A 17,525-nucleotide genomic window follows, 5' to 3' on the forward strand; every position below is an offset into this window, starting at 1 on the left:
CTAATCCTCCCTGAGTTGAGGAAATATTATTACTTCGCGGATGGATGCGCGGTCAGCAAAAAGCATGACCATTCTATCTAATCCAAGGCCCAGTCCGCCGGTTGGAGGCATTCCCTGCTCAAGAACAGAGAGAAAGTCCTCGTCTAAAACTGCGAATTCTTCGCGCTTTGCAACCTGTTCCTCAAAGCGCTTGCGCTGCTCCACAGGATCATTAAGCTCTGAGAAAGCGTTGCCGAACTCCATTCCTGCTATGACGGGTTCAAATCGTTCGACGATTTGAGGATTCTCTCTGTGAACCTTGGCAAGCGGAGAAATAATCTTGGGGTGGTTCATCACAAAAGCAGGACCGTGAAGGTGATCCTGAATCATTCCGGAAAAAAGCTTATCAAGCATCTTGCCGAAAGGGGTGTTGTCCGTTATCTCGATGCCGTGTTTTTTGCATTCCGCCCGCATCTCTTTTTCGCCTAAAGCAAGAGGATCTATGCCTGTCTTCTCTTTTAACGCAGGAATAAAATCTATACGCTCCCATGGCTTCGAGAAATCGTATTCCTTTCCTTGCCAGATTATCTTATCCGTGTCCTTTAGTTCAAAAGCGATGAAACGGAAAAGCTCCTCAACCATTATCATCACGCGATGATAATCGACATAAGCTTCATAAGATTCGAAACCTGTAAACTCAGGGTTATGCGAACGGTCAAGACCCTCGTTGCGGAAGTTTTTTCCTATCTCGAAAACCTTTTCGTAACCGCCAACAATCAGGCGCTTAAGGTAAAGTTCAGTGGCAATGCGAAGATAGTAATCGCGATCCAGAGCGTTGTAATGAGTTACAAAAGGCTCTGCTGCTGCGCCTCCGTATAGAGGTTGAAGGGTGGGGGTTTCGACTTCAAGAAAACCCCTTTCAGTAAAAAACCGGCGTACAAGACCGATGACCTTTGAGCGGATGCGGAAAACTTCCCGGGTATCATCGCCTGAAAGCAGGTCAAGATGGCGGTAGCGAAGACGCAGCTCAGTATCCTGAAGTCCGTGAAACTTCTCGGGTAATGCGGCAAGTGATTTGGCGAGCATCGAGAAGCTTTTGACGTGAACGCTCGGCTCGCCGGTTTTAGTCCTGAATAAAGGACCTTCCACGCCAACAAAATCTCCAAGGTCTATCCTATCAAGGATGGCGAAGTTCTCCTCGCCTACTTCGTCTTTACGGATGTAAAGCTGAATCTTTCCTTGCTCGTCTCTCAGATCAAAAAAGGCCGTTTTCCCGAAATCCCTGCGCGTAAAAAGTCTTCCTGCTACTTTTATAGTTGCCTGAGACTCAGAAAGCTTTTCAAAATCTGCGAGCGCCTGACCTATGGTGTGTGTGCGTTCGAAGGAGTATGGATAAGGCTCGACACCTTTCTCGTACAACTCGTTCAGTTTTCTAATTCTGTTTTCTCTTTCATTCTGGGAATTCATTAAATGAATGATAGTCATCATAACCCGTAAGTCAAGGAAGACCGGTATTGACAAGTCTTGATTCAGGACTATCTTTATCGAGAATCCATTCAAGGAGGAAGCATGAAACGTTTTGTGGTACCTGCAGCAGCCCTGGGAATTCTATTTTTCTCGCTTTCAGGATGCGACATCTTTAAGGGCGTCAACAAGATTTCCTATCCGATGATCTTTTGGATAAGCGAAGCAATCGGAGATCCTATCTCCTTCGAGATACGTTTTGAATTCTCAGACCAGACTCCTGACACTTCCGGCATCAACTATTCCTCGGAAATCAAAGGTGACACCATAAGCATACTCATAGAAGGCACGTCTGAAGGCACTGAGGGCGAAGGGTACTTTGCGAACGAGCTTGTATTCAATCTCGGTCAGATTCCAGCTGGCTCATATGTTCTGCACATCGAATCCAACAACTCGAAAGCGGACAACTTCGAGTTAACGGTCACAGACAGCCTTTATACAATTAAGGAAGCAAACATCGGAAAGATTGCCTTAAGCTACACGTCTGATACGCTACGCAGATTCTTTGCCGATATGCTTCTTGTAGAGATAGGCGGAGACACTACTACTATAAAGCGCATGTCCGACACCCTTACCTACAAATTAACAACTTCCGGTGCAACAAAGCTCGCCCCACTAGCCGGCAACTATTCTTTCTTTGAAGTAAATGCCGCAGGCAAAATCTTCGGAAACCGGGAGCGCAGCGACAGCTGGCAGATTTACTCAGGGTTTGACACTACCGCATGCATGCTCTTCAAGTATACGGGTGATACAATAGGTCTTTCGGCGTTCTACGACATATACAAGGACACCATCCCCGGTTTCAGCGTAAGGACAGGCGCAGGATTCGATAGATGCAATTTTGAATATTGATTTCACCCCAAGCGAATACCATGTATTCGCTTGGGGACCCCTTCCCTGATGACTTTCTTGTTGTAGCCACTCTTTTCCTTATGATATGAAAAATGTATGATTAGGAAGTCCCCTTGATAAGAGACGTAGGGGCCGACCTTCAGGTCGGCCCGGATAATTATGATTACTGCACTTGCGCCTGTTTACAATAACTGTTGTATCGGATACAACTTACTTCGGTTCTTCCCAGGTAACGGCTTTTTGAGCCATCTCGGAGATATTTCCACTCCACGAAACTACTGCGTACTTTCGCGGAGACCCCGATTTTTAATTGTCAGGCTTCGATTCTTCCCAAGTCACTGCTTTAGATGCAAGTTCGGCGATATTGATATTTACCGGGCAGGCGCGTCCGCAGCGTCCGCAGCCCAGGCATTGATACATGCCGAAGACCTGGTGAAAGTAGTTGAACTTGTGATTGAGCCTCTGGCGCCAGCGCTGGGCTCCGGAGGGACGGGGATTATGGCCTGATGTTTCAATGGTGTATTCCTTGTAAAGACAGGAATCCCACTGCCGCGAGCGCTTGCCGCGCGAACCCTTCGAGTCGTCGGAGATATCGAAACAGTGGCACGAAGGGCAAACGAACGCGCAGGTTCCGCAGCCGATGCAGGTGAAGTGGGTTTCCTCCCAGAACTTTGAGTCAACCATCACTTTGAGCTTTTCCGCGACGCCTTCGAGATCGTACTCCTTGATTTTGGATTCGGCAAGCGTGCGGTCGGCTTCGATTTTTGAGCGATCTTCGACTGTTTCGAACGAAAGGCCTGCAAGGGCCTCCTCCCCCTTCTTTGTGATGACGTCGAGGAGATAGCCTTGACCTGTTGAATAGATGAAGATGTCAGAACCCTTTGATTCGTAAGGCGAGCCTTGCACGGACGTGCAGAAACATGTGGGTAAGGGTTCAGCGCAAGCCATACCGACGATGAGCGTGCGCTCGAAGCGCTTCATGAAGTAAGGATCCCTGTATTCTGTTTGATTGAACATCTTTTCTAGTTCCCATATCCCTCGAATGTCGCATGGCCGCACCCCGAACAAGACTTGCTGTCGCTCTTCGTGTTTTGGAGCTATTACGTTCTGCGCCTTGAAATGAAAGAGTGCCTCGTCCTGGGGGAAGAAAAGCTCCTTTGGCGAGAAGGCGCCCAAAAGCACCGACGACTGCCAGTCGTCGTATTGCTCAAGAACCTGATAGAGATAACGGTTTCCGGCTTTCTTTAATCCGACAATCCGGCTTGATTTTGAGAGATGATCAAACAATTCTTTCAAGTTCTTGAGCCTGGTCATAGTATGAACTCCTCCGCATCGTCCTTCTTGTAGTTTGCTAAAGGCGGCAGTGCGTCAGGATCAACACCCGATTCGAATTCAAACCGCTCCCGCACAATGAGATTCATCTTGCGGGTCATCCACGTGAGCTTGACACCCATCGGACACGCCTCTTCACACGCGCCGCAGTCAACGCAGCGTCCGGCCTGGTGGTAGACCCTTATGAGCTGCCATATAGCGACGTCTGTAGGCTCCTGGCCCTTTGCCACCCACTGAGGTTGGCTGATGTCAACAAAGCACTCGTCGCAGTTGCACGTGGGGCAAGCCTGGCGGCATGCGTAGCAGCGGATGCATTTCGACATTTCTTGCTTGAGGTGTTCGTGACGTTCTGATGCGGGCTTCTCGCCGAACTCGCGGATTTTTTCGTAACCGTCGCCTTCAGGTTCCGGAATAGGAACGCCAAGTGCGATGTCGGAGATAACGGGCGCGTGGTATCTGCAGGCCTCGCAGTTCGCGGGTACGAGATCGAAACATGAAACCTCTTTGACACCCTCGACCGTAGTAAACGACCACTTCTCCCCCGCTGGCGCGTCTGCGGAGATTATTTCTCCGACTTTTTCGACAGCAACCTTGCGCGAAAGCATTCCGGGACAGTTGACACCGATTATGTAAAGCCGCTCGCGGTCTATCTGATTCTCCTTGAGCAGGGCGACAATGGAGCGTGAATCGCAGCCCTTGGCCACGATGCCGATGCGGTCTTTTGTCGTGCGAAAACGACTGAGGTAGGTTGCGAGATTCAGGAGGCCGAACGACGGCCAGATAAGCTTATCCGCATCCTCGGGTTTTGAGATGAACACGGGCTTGACCTGAACGGCCGTATCGCCTTCGGTATAGCCGATGACGAAGTCCACCTTGCCCTCGGACAGAATCCTGCGCGCCTCTTCGCGGATTGAAGCTGTGAGATTACTCATAAGTTCCCCTGCCCTCGGTCTGGACACTTTCCCGACTACCCATGATTACTGTGGTGAGGTTACTCATCAGGATACTCTCTTTTCTTCAGGAACTGCGTGCGGTCGGAGACTTTCTTTACGGATTCGGTGACGTGCGTTACGACCTCGGCAAACTTGCCGCCTTCTGCGGCGGAGACCCATGAGAAGTGCACGCGGCCTGGTTCGAGGCCGACGTATTCCAGAAGATCACGCATGGCCGCAAACTTGCGCCTGGCGTAGTAGTTGCCCTCAAGGTAGTGGCAATCGCCCGGGTGGCATCCGGAGATCAAAACACCGTCAGCGCCCTCCTGCAAAGCCTTGAGGATGAACTGCGGATTCACACGCGCCGAGCATGGCACACGCAGCACGCGCAGATTTGGCGGGTACTGGATTCTTGAGGTTCCTGCAAGGTCCGCTCCCGCGTAGGAGCACCAGTTGCAAAGGAAGGCAAGGATACGGGGGTCATTATCGTTCGTGTTATTCATTTCTGTCCACAGTCCTATGTACCTTTTGTCTGGTTTGTTTTCGATATTGTTCTAAAAGACTTAGAACTCTAACGACCTCATCATTATAATTTGATGTTCCAATTTCTTTCAACAGCTCTGGAATCACGTCATCTCTGAAGAATAGGATTGACAAACTTCTTTTCTGAATTCTAAGATTTTCCTCTTGTGAGCGTAACCATTTTTCGACTTCTTCTTTCGATTCTTTAATATCCCAAACACAAATGACACGTTTGACACTCTTATGGTCTATTCCAAATTTCTTATAGGTTTCACAAATATTCTGATAATAATTCTTAGCTTCCTTGGCACTGGGTTTAGGTTTCCCAAAGAATTTATATTCGATGTAAGTTTCAAGTTTATTGAGACTAGGACGCCAACTGAGTTCGTGAGTCACCGTAGTTTCCACGTGAAAACACTCCCCAGATCCTTTTTGAAAAGAAAGAAGATCTATTTGCCGATTCACACCTTTTTCAACTTGAACATCCGTTATCGTAAAACAATGCTTTACCAATCTGTAATATGTCTCAACAATGTGCTCAGTCGCGTTCATATCACACCCCACAACACCCGGTTATGTCCTCCTCCTCCCACATGAGCTGCTGGAAGGCGGAGACGAGTTCCTGGTTCGTAAAACCTGCAAGATCTATAGAGTTGGAGCGGCACGACGCCGCGCAGCCGCCGCAGCCCTTGCACAAGGCCGCGTTCACGGAGGCGACCTTCTTTTCGTGTCCGAGCACGCGTTTGGGTTCGAGCGAGATGGCTCCGTAAGGACAAACCTCCACGCAGTACCCGCAGCCGATGCAGGTGCGCTCGTTAACCGAAGCGATCTTACCCTCGGCCTCGATGTGGTCCTTGTTGAGGATAAGGATCGCTCGCGCGGCTGTGGCCGATGCCTGGGCAATGGCCTCATCGAGGAATTTAGGCGCATGCGCGAGACCGGCAAGGTATACGCCGTCGGTGGCAAAATCCACCGGACGAAGCTTCATGTGCGCCTCAAGGAAGAAGCCGTCTTCATTGAGAGGCACTTTGTAGTGCTGGGCAAGGGTTTTATTGGATTCCTTCTCGGCGATTATGCCGGTGGAGAGGGCAATAAGGTCAGGCGCAAATTCGACATCCTTTCCGATAAGCTCATCCATGAGACGAACGGTCAGTTTGCCGTTGCTTCGCGCCACGACGGGCTCCGAACCCTTGTCGAAACGCAGGAAGAGGACGCCCATCTCGCGGGCCTTCTCATACGCAAGTTCTTTGAGTCCGTAGGTTCTAAGATCGCGGAAGAGGACGATTACTTCGGTTTCAGGCGACTTTTCCTTTATTGTGAGGGCGTTCTTAACGGCCTCGGTACAGCAGACGCGCGAGCAGTATGGGTGCTCGTCCGACCGGGAACCCACGCACTGGATCATCACGACCGTTTTGGCGTCGAAGGAACCATTGTGAAGACGCCCCTCGAGCTCGCGTTGAGGGATGACCTGCGGGTCGGTGGAGAGATACTCATCCTGCCTGGGTTGGTACTCGGACGCACCGGTCGCGATGATGGTTGCGCCGTGTTCGATTGTCTCGCCGTTGGACAGCGTGGTCTTGAAATTTCCTACAAACCCTTCCACTTTCGAGACTTCTGTATTCTTGTAAAGGTGGATGTTCGGCTCACGTTCGACTTCTTCTATAAGTCTAGCCAGATACGCCTGGCTGTCCTCGTCCCATAGGGTCTTGGTCAAATGGGATAGGTTGCCGCCGAGCGAGTCCGAGCGCTCCACGAGTACGGTCTCGAAGCCTGCCTGAGCGATAGAAAGTGCCGCCACCATGCCTGAGACCCCTCCCCCTATCACAAGGGCCGATTTGGTAACAGGAAGCTCGATGTTGGGAAGTGCGCGAAGCCTTGCCGCCTTTGCAACCGCCATGCGAACAAGGTCCTTTGCCTTCTGGGTCGCCTTGTCAGGTTCGTGCATGTGCACCCACGAGTCCTGATCGCGTATGTTGGCCATCTCGAAAAGGTACTTGTTGAGACCGGCCTCGCGTATGGTGGACTGAAAGAGCGGTTCATGCGTTCGCGGAGTGCAAGCTGAGACGATGACACGATTTAAGCGGAAGTTCTTAATGATATCCTTTATCTTCTCCTGCGTGTCTGATGAGCACGTGTAAAGGTTCTCTCCAGCGTAAACGACGCCCGGAAGGGTCTTGGCGTAAGCTACGACCTCGGGCACGCGCACGACCGAACCGATGTTTATGCCGCAGTGGCAGACGAAGACGCCGATGCGCGGCGGCTCGGTGAAGACGTCGCGCTCCAGAGGAAGATTCTTCGCGAGCGTCTCAGAATTGCGGGAATCGCCTAAAAGCCCCTGCACCATGCCAGCAGCACCCGAAGCCTGCGCCACGCTTTCTGGGATGTCCTTAGGCGAGGAAGCAGCGCCCGCGACAAACACGCCATAGCGGGTCGTGAGCATTGGCGCAAAGGTCGATGTTTTCACGAAACCATGAGCGTCAAGCTCAATGCCAAGGGCTGCTGCAAGCTTAGGCGAGGTTTTGGGAGGTTCAAGCCCGACAGAGAGGACGACCATGTCAAAGGTTTCTTTTTTGAGCTTGCCGTCGTCGGTTTCGTATGTCAGAGTGACTTCTCGAGTCTGGAAATCTTCTGTAACCTTGGATACCCTTCCCCTCACATAACGGACCCCGAACTGGTTCTGAGCCCGGTCTATGTAGCGATCAAAATCCTTGCCGTATGCGCGTATGTCCATGTAAAAAATGGACTTCTGCATATGCGGGGCATGCTCGCCCGCGATTATGGCTTCCTTGGTGGCGTACATGCAGCAGACGGACGAACAGTAAGGGCGGTTGATGTGACGGTCGCGGCTTCCCACGCACTGAATCCATGCCACGCGCTCGACGTCCTTGCCGTCGGACGGGCGAAGTATATGCCCTGCGGTCGGTCCTGAGGAGGACATAAGCCTTTCGAATTCGATACTTGAAAGCACGTTCGGAAACCGGCCGTACCCGTATTCGCTGAGGAGGGCGGGATCGAATTCGTCGAATCCGGGTGCGAGGAGCACAGCTCCCACCTCTAGCTCTTCGACCGAATCCTTGTCCGAGTACCGGACCGCATTCGGAGGGCAGATATTCGCGCAAAGCCCGCAACCTATGCACTTATCTTTGTCTATCGCATAGGCAAGCGGCACGGACTGGGGATAGGAGATGTAGGCTGCGCGGCGCTCGGAAAGACCCTCGTTGTAGGCGTCAACGGCGGACACCGGACAGTTCTTGGCGCAGAGTCCGCATGCGGTGCAAACGACCGGGTCGATGTAGCGCGCGTGTTTCTGCAGTTTAACCTTAAATTTACCAGGCTCTCCCTCAAGGCCGACCAGCTCGGTGGAAGTCTTAATCTCGATGTTGAGGTGACGTCCGGTGTCGACGAGCTTGGGGGATAGTATGCACATGGAGCAGTCGTTTGTCGGGAAGGTCTTGTCAAGCTGCGCCATTACGCCGCCTATGGTGGGTTTCGAATCCACCATGTAGACCTTTATGCCGCCGTCCGCAAGGTCGAGCGCTGCCTGAATGCCAGCGATGCCGCCGCCGACCACAAGACAGGCGCCTTTAGTTTTTGCGTCAGGCATTGGCAACCTCCACGTAAAGCGGCCGTTCGTGTTCTATGCGGTCGAAACGGGCCCTTGTTTCGCGTTCGAGTTCGACTATGAGCTCGAACACCCTGCGGGCCTCCAGTCCGGTGAGTGCGGAAACCTCGACCGCCGAGCGCGGCTCAGATAACGCCTCCAGAACAAGACCCTTGCGGTATTCGGCCCGGAGTGTATCCTTCACGAGCTTCTCGTATTCGGACGAATCGAGCTTCTCATCGAACACGTTGCCCTTGCGGACGAGTTCCAGTTCCTTTGAAAGAAGCCAGCGGACGGCTTGAGAGCGGGCAGTACGCCGCATGGCAGCTACTCGAACTGTAAGTTCCGGTTTTATTGAGACATCAGATGACAAATCTCCAAACTCCTTTAACTTCCCTTCAAACTTATCTATCGCGGATTTGAGACCGAAAGCGAGAGTCGTATCGGCATGATAGAAACCGATTCGCTCAGGCTTTAGACCTGCGAAAGACATAAGATCGGCAAGATGGTTGATTCTTGAAAGCGCGTGGTGGTTGCCGGACTCGTAGTGACAGTCGCCGAGCGGGCAGAGCGCGAAGAATATGCCGTCAGCTCCATTGGCCAGAGCCTCCACTCCATCGGCGATGTCGAATCTTGCCGAGCAACGCAGGTTGATGAAAGAAATGGATGATGAGTATTCCATCCGCTGCATTCCGGCAAAGTCGAGCGCGAACCCTGCCCAATCGCAGGTAAAGCCGAGTATTTTCATTTAGATTCCCCCCAAGCCTCTATCTGCGCCTGAATCGTCTCGCGTGACTTCATGGGATCCGATATCGCATATACAGGACATCCGGCCACGCACAATCCGCATAAGGTACAGAATCTAGATGAGATGGACGCCTTGGAACCCGTATCTGTGCGTTCGAGCATGGGCGCGCCGTAGGGACATACGGCAGCGCAGTAGCCGCACCCGATGCAGCGCTCGCTGTCAATCTCTGCCGACGGTTGACGTAGCGGTCTTGAGTCGAAAAACGATTTAATCCTTGCGGCAACCTCGAAGGCCTGGTTTATGGTCTCCTCGACCGGAATGGGAGCATGAGCGGCTCCAACAATGAATATGCCCGGATGCAGGATATCCTTAGGCCGGATCCTGTAGCGGCGCTGGACGAGAAATCCTTCTTCATCTTGCGGAATTCTAAGGAGTTGCGCTAGCTTTGAAGGCAGGTTTCCAACAAGCTTGCCAAGTTTTACATGCGCTCCCTGCCAGCTAGGGCCGACCTCGCCGACTGAGATGCCGATTGCGTGCTTGGCTGCGCTCTCCTCAAAACCCAAAGGCAGTTCGAAATTCTTCGGTATGAAAAAGAATATGTTCTCCTCTGGTTTTTCGTGCTTGAGCATCACGGCGTCCCACAAAGCTGTTTCCAGGAGGAAAGGGTGTACGCCCTCTCTTACCTCAAAAGCCAGAGGACCTCTGAAGTTGATGATATCTCTCCAGCGGTACTCGAATTCAAAAAGATTTCCGCCGACCTCGTGCACGCCGGTTGCAATAACAATTGCTCCGATTAACTCCGCTTGTCCGTTAGAAAGCCTGACGCGGTATCCGTGAGGATCATCCGAAAGCTCCAAAAGCTCGGAGTCTTGATAAACCGTTACATGAAGTTCGTCCTGCAACTCATCGTATAAGCGGTGCAAAAGCTTCTCTGAATCCTCACCCGAGGGCCAAACAGTACGAGTGCGGCGCAGGGTTCCTCCGAGCCGTGACGCCCTGTCCAGAAGAACTACATCAACACCGTTTTCTGCAAGCGCTCTTGCGCATGCAAGACCAGCAGGTCCAGCACCAATAACAAGAACTCTTTCGACGAGATCGAGTTCCCTTTCAGTAACGGGCTTTTTGTTAACAAGTTCCGCGATTCCCATTGAAACGAGCCGCAGAGCCTTTTCAGCAGCATTTACGGAGTGAACCCACGCACATCGTTCGCGCAGATTTACAAGTATGGATGGATTAGAGCCTGCGAGGGATTTGAAGATTTCACCGTGCGTGCGCTCGTCGCATGCGCCGAAAAGGATTGAGCCCTTAGCATCCTTTAACGCTTCCCTGGGAGCGCCGTCGCACAGTTGCGGAAGCGCCTCTGTAGATTCGACTTGCGGATGCGATTTAAAGTAATCTAACAACTTCTTGATATCAATCCTCTGCCCTATCTCGCACCCCTGGCAAAGGAAGATTTTCACCTTTTCTATCACTTCGCCCCCTTGAGATTCCCTGGGCGTTCCGGAGAGGATGAATATCCCCCTTCCCTTAATCCCCTCCTGCCTAGGGAGGGGTACCTAGACGGGGGAGAATAAAAGAGGGGGTGAATCCCTGAAATGAATACAACCAATGTCATTCTCTTTTTTCCGCCTTCGACTCAGATTCAAGGTTCAGTTCCCCGCATATTTCACAATCGGGAGCTTCATAGTCATACGGATGGTTGTGAACGCCCCGCATGGGCTTCGAGACGTCCTTGAGGGATATGGCTCCTGTGGGACAGATGTAGATGCATGTACCGCAGCCTACACAGCGCTCCGAACGGCGCTCCAGGGGAGGACCAACTTGACGGTCAGCCCCGCGGTCGATGAAGCCGATTGCGTCTGCGCCGATGATCTCGCGGCAAGCGCGCACGCAAAGTCCGCAAAGTATACATTTATCGTTTTTTATGAGAGGATACCTTGATTTTTGGATCCCGTATTCCCCTGCTAGTTCAACGATTTTGGGAGCATCAGGGGCACGGGCAAGAAGAAGCTCCAGTATTGCCTTACGGTTGCGGATTACACGTTCTGAAGAAGTCTTTACGTCTATACCGGGTGCTACCTCGTAGATACACGATGTAACCAATCTCGTACGCTTACCTGCGGTCACCTCCACCAAACACAGGCGGCACGCGCCGTAAGGCGCAATCGCCTCGTGGTGGCAGAGTGTTGGTATATCTATCCCCTGCCTGCGTGCAACTTGCAATATCGTCTCGCCTTTGTAGCCTGTGACTTGCTTGTCGTCGATAGTGAACGTGGCTTGACCCTGCCACTCAGCATGACTCATCTAGCCCTCCTCAGGCTCGGAATTTCTTCCAGATGTCTTTTAAGTCTTCCAGAGAGGGGGCAGAGAAAGACGTATGTGTTACGGGTCAATTTCCACCTTCTTTAGTCTTGGGTGAGGAGGAAGGTGTGTTACGGGTGTTACTGGTGTTACTGGTGTTACTGGAGTTACGGGTGTTACGGGTGTTACGGGTGTTACGGGTCACTGCGTCGAACTTACAGACATCGTAACAAACCCCGCATTTGATGCACTTGGATTGATCTATAGCATGGAGTTTTTTGACTTCCCCTGCAATGGCGGATGTCGGACAGTTTCTTGCACACAGTGTACAGCCCGTGCATTTATCGGTAATTTCGAATCTTATAAGAGCCTTGCAGACGCCCGCGCGACATTGTTTATCACGAATGTGTTCGATGTATTCATCCTTGAAAAACCGCAAGGTGGAGAGAACGGGATTTGCCGCCGAGCCGCCGAGTGCGCACAAAGACGCATCCTGAGTGACTTTTCCAAGCTCTTCAAGAAGCTCGATATCGGATTCTTTACCATTCCCTTCCGTGATTTGAGTGAGTATCTCGTGCATCTGGGATAACCCTTCCCGGCATGGTACGCACTTGCCGCAGCTTTCTTCTTTGAGGAACTCTATAAAATACTTGGCGACATCGACCATGCAGGTTTCGGAATCCATGACTATCATTCCGCCTGAACCCATCATTGAGCCCGCTTCCCACAGCTTATCGAAGTCCACTTCGAGGTCTATGAGATCGGCTGGAATACATCCGCCCGACGGGCCGCCGGTCTGCACTGCCTTAAAGGGTTTGTCCTTAGGAATTCCGCCGCCTATATCATAGATTATATCCCTTAACGTAACTCCCATAGGCACTTCAACAAGACCGGCCCTTCGAACTTTTCCGACGAGCGAGAATATCTTGGTGCCTGTAGACTCAGGATTTCCTATCCTGGAAAACCATTCCGCTCCTCTTACAGCGATTACGGGCACGTTGTTCCAGGTTTCGACGTTGTTCAAAACGGTCGGTTGGTTCCACAGGCCTTTTTCTGCTGTGTGAGTGTACTTCGCGCGCGGTTCGCCTGGCTTGCCCTCTATTGAAGCCATAAGGGCGGTAGATTCGCCGCATACGAACGCACCGCCTCCCTTGGCGATTCGCAAGTCAAACTCGAAACCGGAACCAAGAATATCCTTTCCCAGAAGACCCTCTGCATAGGCGTCATCTATTGCCTTCTGGAGATTCTTCACAGCCAAGGGGTATTCCGCTCTAACGTAAACGTAACCTTGCCGGGATTCAAGCGCATAGGCTCCGATAAGCATACCCTCGATTATCGAGTGCGGATCGCCCTCAAGAAGTGAGCGATCCATGTAGGCGCCAGGATCGCCCTCGTCGGCATTGCACAGAACGTAGCGGTAGCCTGGCGCGGATTTTGAGGAACGCCATTTTTGCGAGGTCTGGAATCCGCCGCCGCCTCTGCCGCGCAAACCTGCCTTCTCTACCATGTCGATGACCTCGTCCGGTTTCATCCCGGTAAGCACCTTGTAGAGACCAAGATATCCGCCGCGAGCTATGTATTCCGATATGGATTCAGGGTCAATGATCCCGCAGTTCCGCATGGCAAGATGCATCTGCCTTGCCGTAAAGGGAAGCCGCCAGAACTCTTCTGCAGATTCGATTTCTTGCGGAAGTTTTTCTGTGGGAAACCTGAAACGCTTATCGTGAATTACGTCCTCGACCTCCTCAATCTTGCCAAGAAGTTTATCCTTAACCAGCTTTCCTTCATAAACCGCCGAAAGAATGCTCTTGACGTCCTTAGGTTTAACCTTTGAGTAGGTCAAACGGGGCCAGCCGGGCTTGAGTATATCGAGCAAAGGCTCCTCGTAGCACATGCCGATGCAGCCTGTGCGCGCGATTATCGTATCTTTGCCTGCACCGTTCAAGGATTCAAGAGTTTGGGCAACGGCGGCTATGACTTCATTCGCTCCAGAGGCTATACCGCACGTTGCCGAACCTATCATAATCTTGAGCCGGGAAGGATGTATTCTGGAAGCGCCTTCGAGCGCAAACCGTTCAAGATCGGCGAGCGTTTTTATCACCCGCGTTCCCCGGATTCTTTTGAATACTGTTCGAGAAGCTTTGGGACGCCATCCTGCTTTACGTATGCATGGGTCTCCTCGTCCACCATTACTGCAGGCGCAATTGAGCAGCAGCCTATGCAGCGCACGCCCTGAAGCGTGAACTGACCGTCCTTCGTGGTTTCATCCTGTTCGATGCCGAGTTCGCGCTTGAAGCGATCCATTACGAGCCCGGCGCCTTTTACATGGCAGGCGGTTCCCAGGCATACGTTCACTATATGTTTTCCCTTAGGTTTTAAGGAAAAAGCGGAATAAAAGGTCGCCACGTGATAAACCTGTGATAAGGGCACCCCAAGTCTTGCAGCAACCTGACGCATTGCGTGTTCCGGAAGATAATGATACTTGGCTTGCAGTTCCTGCAAAGCGGCAATAACATGCTCAGAGACTGCACCTGCACCCTGCTCCTGCACTTCAAGAGGAAGCTCTATGTGCCTTGAGGTCAATTCTTTCAAGACACGATAGGTTGCTTCACTTACTAATCCAGAATCTTCCTTCATAGCAATTTATAAACTCCTTAAGTTCAGAGATTAGGTGTTTCCAAAGCTTAACGAAACTAATAAGGCGAATTATAAAAAGATAGCTAAGATTGTCAAGGAATTATTCGAAGATGCTTATCCAGGATACGGAATTATTTAAGATTGCAGCGATCTGTATACTCTTCGGGTGCAGGCACTTCCCCAAGGCTTTCCTTTAGTTTTTTGTAACATTCCGGACACAAAGGAACAGGCATATCGCATTCATTCAGAAGCTGTTCGTCTATCTCTTTCCCGCATGAAATACAGGTTTTTTCAGACATCTAAACCTCCTATATCTTACGCCCTCTTACACGTCTTGATTATGAAAAGAATTGGTTCACTGTCAATAAGGAATATTACCTATCTTTTATAAGGAAGTGTATGCAGTTAAGCCACTAAAGCTACAGATTATCTGAGGTTGCAGCGATCGTTGTATTCAACCGGTGCAGGCACTTTTTCTTCGAATGCGTTGCGGATCTCGTTGTAGCAATCCGGACAGATGGGCACAATAAGATCAATCCGCTTGAGCCATTGCTTATCTATCTCCTTACCACATTCGAAACAGAATATCTTACGCAATCAAAGCCTCCGAATTATTTAGCACGCTAGACCGTAAACACACCCTCTTTGATACTACTGCCGATATCATCCTTTCTCGTAATATCACGGAATATACTCATTTTTGATTCCTTGTCAAGCAATTTTTCAGGAAATTGACGTCTTAACATCTCCGATCATCTTTTCTGACATCCGAAAAGACTCAATCTAAACATAATAGCTCTGATTTGTATTTGTATAAGCTTCAAGGAATAAGGAGATTAGATGACGTTTTTCTCAGTTAATATAATGATGGGTTTCTGCAACTTTCGGGTTTTCCACCACCTTGACCGACACCCTCTCCCCCTTCTCGTACACGTTCATCACCATGAGGCCGTATTGTTCGAGAATCTCTTCAAGCAACTTCTGCGCTTCTTTTTTATCTGCAACCTGTTTCATGCTTATCTATACAATAAAGACGCGGAAATATTCCAAAGGTTACGTCTGGTCTGAAATCCGTTCGCGACTGCCAAATCATCCATGGCTTTCCCGAACCTTGAAATCACTCTTGAAGGTGTATTCTTCACAAAGTTATAGAAATATGATCTACTGGGTATCCGAAGGCAGAGAGAAAGTCGAGTGCAGGGACTACGACACAACGATAAAAGTAGCAAAGGATGAAACCACAGTCGCGGGCGCAAAGCTCGTTCTCAAAACGAACGAACCTGATTCTCTTTTCCGAATGAGAGGCGATAATTCTTCCGCTATTTGTGATAAGTCGACAGATGCTCGTCGTAGAAAGCGCGCAGGCCTGCGACGAACAGACTGAGCCCCCTTGAGTTTTGCGAAACGGCTGCAAGTTTTTCCCTGTAAGGAAGACTCCCGGACGCCTGCGAGTAAAACTTTTCCCATCTGTAATCCAGAGGTTCGTGAAACTCGGACATGTGCATATTGAACACCCTTTCAAAATCGAAAGCGCAGGCAACCACTATCTCGACCTCCTGCCTTACGAGTTCGAGACGTTCAGATGCCGACAAGGCGTCGATATCCTCGGGATAGTCTATCATATCGACTTCACAGTATGCGAATAACGAATCGGAATTCGCACGTTCCAGCTTGTAAAGATCTAGGAGGTGCCCGTTGAAATCTTCCCTTATTCCTGCAAATTCGCTCCAGGCATGGCTATGCAATTCCTCTAGTTCTTTGACTTCAGCGATATCTGACTTACCGCACTGGTGCCTGGTACAACCCAGACCCGCCAGCACGAGAATACCAAGACAGCCTAAAAATCTCATTCAGCCTCCTTGAGTATTTTAATTCAGGTACAAAAACGCAAACCGGTTATTCCCGCAGCATCACCAGTGGCCGTTCATGTGTTCGTTAAAGTCAACCATGAGTTTTGCAAGAAGGGAATCCAAGTCGCGAATCTCGATTTCGAGGATGCGGACTGCGGTTGGTTGGGCAAGTTCTTCGGACAAACGCTTGTAGGAGAGTTCCATTTCACATTTCTTTTTTACTCCGTGACATGCCTCAAGATGACCGCAGTAGAGCTCGGAGAACTTATTCACGCAGATGTTGAGATATCCGAGCTTTTCGTCCAGAAGGCCGATGCGTTCGCTTATTGGCGTCTTGTTTGATGGCGGCGCATAGGTTACATTGTCAAGCCCGCAGTAGGCGGTGTAGGGAGTTTCGTAGATTTCGGGTGCGGGAGTCGTGTCGACGATCTCCTCGCCCGATGAGTCATATTGTACCTCCCGATACTCGAAATGACGGGTAAGGTGCTTGTTGTAGTCCTGTCTAAGTCCCGTAAACTTTGAATATAGAGCCTCAAAAGAATGTTCTATCGAAGCCATGTGCAGGTCGATGTCAGGATCTAGAGGTAATAAATCGAACCTGCCTGTCTTCGGTCCGGAGCAACTCAAGAAGGTTAACGTCAAAAAAATCACAAAACAGATGAACTTCATTCGTCCTCCTTTGGTCAAGTATAAACAAGCATGCACCTTTGTCAAAACATAGTTTGACAGCGAGGTTGCCCTTTGATTACTTTACGATGACTTTTCTCGATACGCTTTCAGAGCCTGCCGCAAGCCGCACGAAGTAGCATCCGCGAGCGAGGGAGGATGTGTTAATATCGAGCGTGTGAGCGCCGGCTGATGATGTGCCTTCAAAAAGCGACGAGACTAGCTGACCGGATGCGTCGTAGAGCTTGAGGGAAACGTTGCAGGTCGCTGGGATTGAGTAAGAGATGCTTTTACCGGAAACCTCAAGGTTGAGCGAGGAGGGTGAGGAGGGCCCTGAGGAGGGCTCTGAGGAGGGCTCTTCGACAGCATTGAGGTCTTGGTATTTTATGAGATGCGTGTAGTACTGAGAACCGTCGTTATAGGATGCTACGGCATAAAGGTAGCCGTCCTTCCAACAGAGCGCCTCGATTGAATTGTATTTATAGAAAAGCGACACGCGATCGCCCTCGGACGTGTACTTTGCAATGACACCTGAGGATGCAGCTTTGCCGCCGACAAAAAGGTTGCCCTGGTCGTCCGCA

18 protein-coding genes are annotated in these 17,525 nt (G+C 50.7%); 1 reads left to right on the plus strand and 17 read right to left on the minus strand.

The features are described 5' to 3' along the window. A complete protein-coding gene (lysS, locus tag GX441_12505; GenBank protein ID NLI99458.1) occupies positions 1-1,446 on the minus strand; it encodes a lysine--tRNA ligase in 1,446 nt (481 codons plus the stop codon). Positions 1,447-1,548: 102 nt separating this feature from the next. Between lysS and GX441_12510 the strand changes: the two genes are divergently transcribed. After that, positions 1,549-2,355 carry a hypothetical protein gene (locus GX441_12510; protein NLI99459.1) on the plus strand — a complete coding sequence of 269 codons (807 nt, stop codon included), beginning with the start codon at positions 1,549-1,551 and terminating at the stop codon, positions 2,353-2,355. A 306-nt stretch (positions 2,356-2,661) separates the two neighbouring features. On the opposite strand, the gene GX441_12515 is transcribed toward GX441_12510, so the two are convergent. The 16 genes from GX441_12515 to GX441_12590 all read right to left on the minus strand — a co-directional run. Next, positions 2,662-3,669 (minus strand): 4Fe-4S dicluster domain-containing protein, encoded by a 1,008-nt coding sequence (locus GX441_12515; GenBank protein ID NLI99460.1) that lies wholly within the window; start codon positions 3,667-3,669, stop codon positions 2,662-2,664. Then, on the minus strand, positions 3,666-4,619 hold the full coding sequence (locus GX441_12520) for a 4Fe-4S binding protein (protein NLI99461.1): 954 nt from the start codon (positions 4,617-4,619) through the stop codon (positions 3,666-3,668). Before GX441_12520 ends, GX441_12515 begins: the two co-directional genes overlap by 4 nt. Before the next feature lie 59 nt (positions 4,620-4,678). After that, complete coding sequence (locus tag GX441_12525; GenBank protein NLI99462.1) at positions 4,679-5,122, minus strand: hydrogenase iron-sulfur subunit; 444 nt, start codon at positions 5,120-5,122, stop codon at positions 4,679-4,681. After that, the gene (locus tag GX441_12530) at positions 5,115-5,693 is read right to left on the minus strand and encodes a hypothetical protein (GenBank protein ID NLI99463.1); all 579 of its coding nucleotides are present in this window, start codon (positions 5,691-5,693) and stop codon (positions 5,115-5,117) included. The genes GX441_12525 and GX441_12530 overlap by 8 nt, the downstream gene beginning before the upstream one ends. Before the next feature lies 1 nt (position 5,694). After that, positions 5,695-8,745, minus strand: coding sequence for a CoB--CoM heterodisulfide reductase iron-sulfur subunit A family protein (locus GX441_12535; protein NLI99464.1), 3,051 nt, complete (start codon positions 8,743-8,745; stop codon positions 5,695-5,697). Further along, positions 8,738-9,490, minus strand: a complete 753-nt coding sequence (locus GX441_12540; protein NLI99465.1) for a hydrogenase iron-sulfur subunit — start codon at positions 9,488-9,490, stop codon at positions 8,738-8,740. The genes GX441_12535 and GX441_12540 overlap by 8 nt, the downstream gene beginning before the upstream one ends. Then, positions 9,487-10,962, minus strand: coding sequence for a CoB--CoM heterodisulfide reductase iron-sulfur subunit A family protein (locus tag GX441_12545; protein ID NLI99466.1), 1,476 nt, complete (start codon positions 10,960-10,962; stop codon positions 9,487-9,489). The genes GX441_12540 and GX441_12545 overlap by 4 nt, the downstream gene beginning before the upstream one ends. A 139-nt stretch (positions 10,963-11,101) precedes the next feature. Next, positions 11,102-11,794: a 4Fe-4S dicluster domain-containing protein gene (locus tag GX441_12550; protein NLI99467.1), complete on the minus strand. Its 693-nt coding sequence runs from the start codon at positions 11,792-11,794 to the stop codon at positions 11,102-11,104. Between the two features lie 85 nt (positions 11,795-11,879). After that, entirely contained in the window at positions 11,880-13,814 is a 1,935-nt protein-coding gene (locus GX441_12555; GenBank protein ID NLI99468.1) for a 4Fe-4S binding protein, read from the minus strand. Positions 13,815-13,888: 74 nt separating this feature from the next. Further along, positions 13,889-14,428 (minus strand): NADH-quinone oxidoreductase subunit NuoE, encoded by a 540-nt coding sequence (gene nuoE, locus GX441_12560; GenBank protein ID NLI99469.1) that lies wholly within the window; start codon positions 14,426-14,428, stop codon positions 13,889-13,891. A gap of 131 nt (positions 14,429-14,559) precedes the next feature. After that, the gene (locus GX441_12565) at positions 14,560-14,727 is read right to left on the minus strand and encodes a hypothetical protein (GenBank protein ID NLI99470.1); all 168 of its coding nucleotides are present in this window, start codon (positions 14,725-14,727) and stop codon (positions 14,560-14,562) included. Between the two features lie 127 nt (positions 14,728-14,854). Beyond that, positions 14,855-15,025, minus strand: a complete 171-nt coding sequence (locus GX441_12570) for a hypothetical protein (GenBank protein NLI99471.1) — start codon at positions 15,023-15,025, stop codon at positions 14,855-14,857. A gap of 255 nt (positions 15,026-15,280) precedes the next feature. Beyond that, on the minus strand, positions 15,281-15,442 hold the full coding sequence (locus GX441_12575; GenBank protein NLI99472.1) for a hypothetical protein: 162 nt from the start codon (positions 15,440-15,442) through the stop codon (positions 15,281-15,283). Positions 15,443-15,747: 305 nt separating this feature from the next. Further along, positions 15,748-16,278, minus strand: coding sequence for a hypothetical protein (locus GX441_12580; GenBank protein NLI99473.1), 531 nt, complete (start codon positions 16,276-16,278; stop codon positions 15,748-15,750). A 60-nt stretch (positions 16,279-16,338) separates the two neighbouring features. Beyond that, positions 16,339-16,947 (minus strand): hypothetical protein, encoded by a 609-nt coding sequence (locus GX441_12585; protein NLI99474.1) that lies wholly within the window; start codon positions 16,945-16,947, stop codon positions 16,339-16,341. A 76-nt stretch (positions 16,948-17,023) separates the two neighbouring features. Continuing rightward, on the minus strand, positions 17,024-17,525 hold a 502-nt coding region (locus tag GX441_12590), incomplete at its 5' end, for a T9SS type A sorting domain-containing protein (GenBank protein ID NLI99475.1).

The sequence above is a fragment of the bacterium genome, from assembly GCA_012517375.1.
Classification (GTDB): Bacteria; Hydrothermota; Tepidihabitantia; order B3-TA06; family B3-TA06; genus JAAYVC01.

What these genes read in the sequence shown, in the direction of transcription:
- lysS (NLI99458.1), bottom strand. Translation starts at nt 1,446, where the DNA reads ATGAATTCCCAGAATGAAAGAGAAAACAGAATTAGAAAACTGAACGAG.
- GX441_12510 (NLI99459.1), top strand. Translation starts at nt 1,549, where the DNA reads ATGAAACGTTTTGTGGTACCTGCAGCAGCCCTGGGAATTCTATTTTTC.
- GX441_12515 (NLI99460.1), bottom strand. Translation starts at nt 3,669, where the DNA reads ATGACCAGGCTCAAGAACTTGAAAGAATTGTTTGATCATCTCTCAAAA.
- GX441_12520 (NLI99461.1), bottom strand. Translation starts at nt 4,619, where the DNA reads ATGAGTAATCTCACAGCTTCAATCCGCGAAGAGGCGCGCAGGATTCTG.
- GX441_12525 (NLI99462.1), bottom strand. Translation starts at nt 5,122, where the DNA reads ATGAATAACACGAACGATAATGACCCCCGTATCCTTGCCTTCCTTTGC.
- GX441_12530 (NLI99463.1), bottom strand. Translation starts at nt 5,693, where the DNA reads ATGAACGCGACTGAGCACATTGTTGAGACATATTACAGATTGGTAAAG.
- GX441_12535 (NLI99464.1), bottom strand. Translation starts at nt 8,745, where the DNA reads ATGCCTGACGCAAAAACTAAAGGCGCCTGTCTTGTGGTCGGCGGCGGC.
- GX441_12540 (NLI99465.1), bottom strand. Translation starts at nt 9,490, where the DNA reads ATGAAAATACTCGGCTTTACCTGCGATTGGGCAGGGTTCGCGCTCGAC.
- GX441_12550 (NLI99467.1), bottom strand. Translation starts at nt 11,794, where the DNA reads ATGAGTCATGCTGAGTGGCAGGGTCAAGCCACGTTCACTATCGACGAC.
- GX441_12555 (NLI99468.1), bottom strand. Translation starts at nt 13,814, where the DNA reads ATGATAGGTTCGGCAACGTGCGGTATAGCCTCTGGAGCGAATGAAGTC.
- nuoE (NLI99469.1), bottom strand. Translation starts at nt 14,428, where the DNA reads ATGAAGGAAGATTCTGGATTAGTAAGTGAAGCAACCTATCGTGTCTTG.
- GX441_12565 (NLI99470.1), bottom strand. Translation starts at nt 14,727, where the DNA reads ATGTCTGAAAAAACCTGTATTTCATGCGGGAAAGAGATAGACGAACAG.
- GX441_12575 (NLI99472.1), bottom strand. Translation starts at nt 15,442, where the DNA reads ATGAAACAGGTTGCAGATAAAAAAGAAGCGCAGAAGTTGCTTGAAGAG.
- GX441_12580 (NLI99473.1), bottom strand. Translation starts at nt 16,278, where the DNA reads ATGAGATTTTTAGGCTGTCTTGGTATTCTCGTGCTGGCGGGTCTGGGT.
- GX441_12585 (NLI99474.1), bottom strand. Translation starts at nt 16,947, where the DNA reads ATGAAGTTCATCTGTTTTGTGATTTTTTTGACGTTAACCTTCTTGAGT.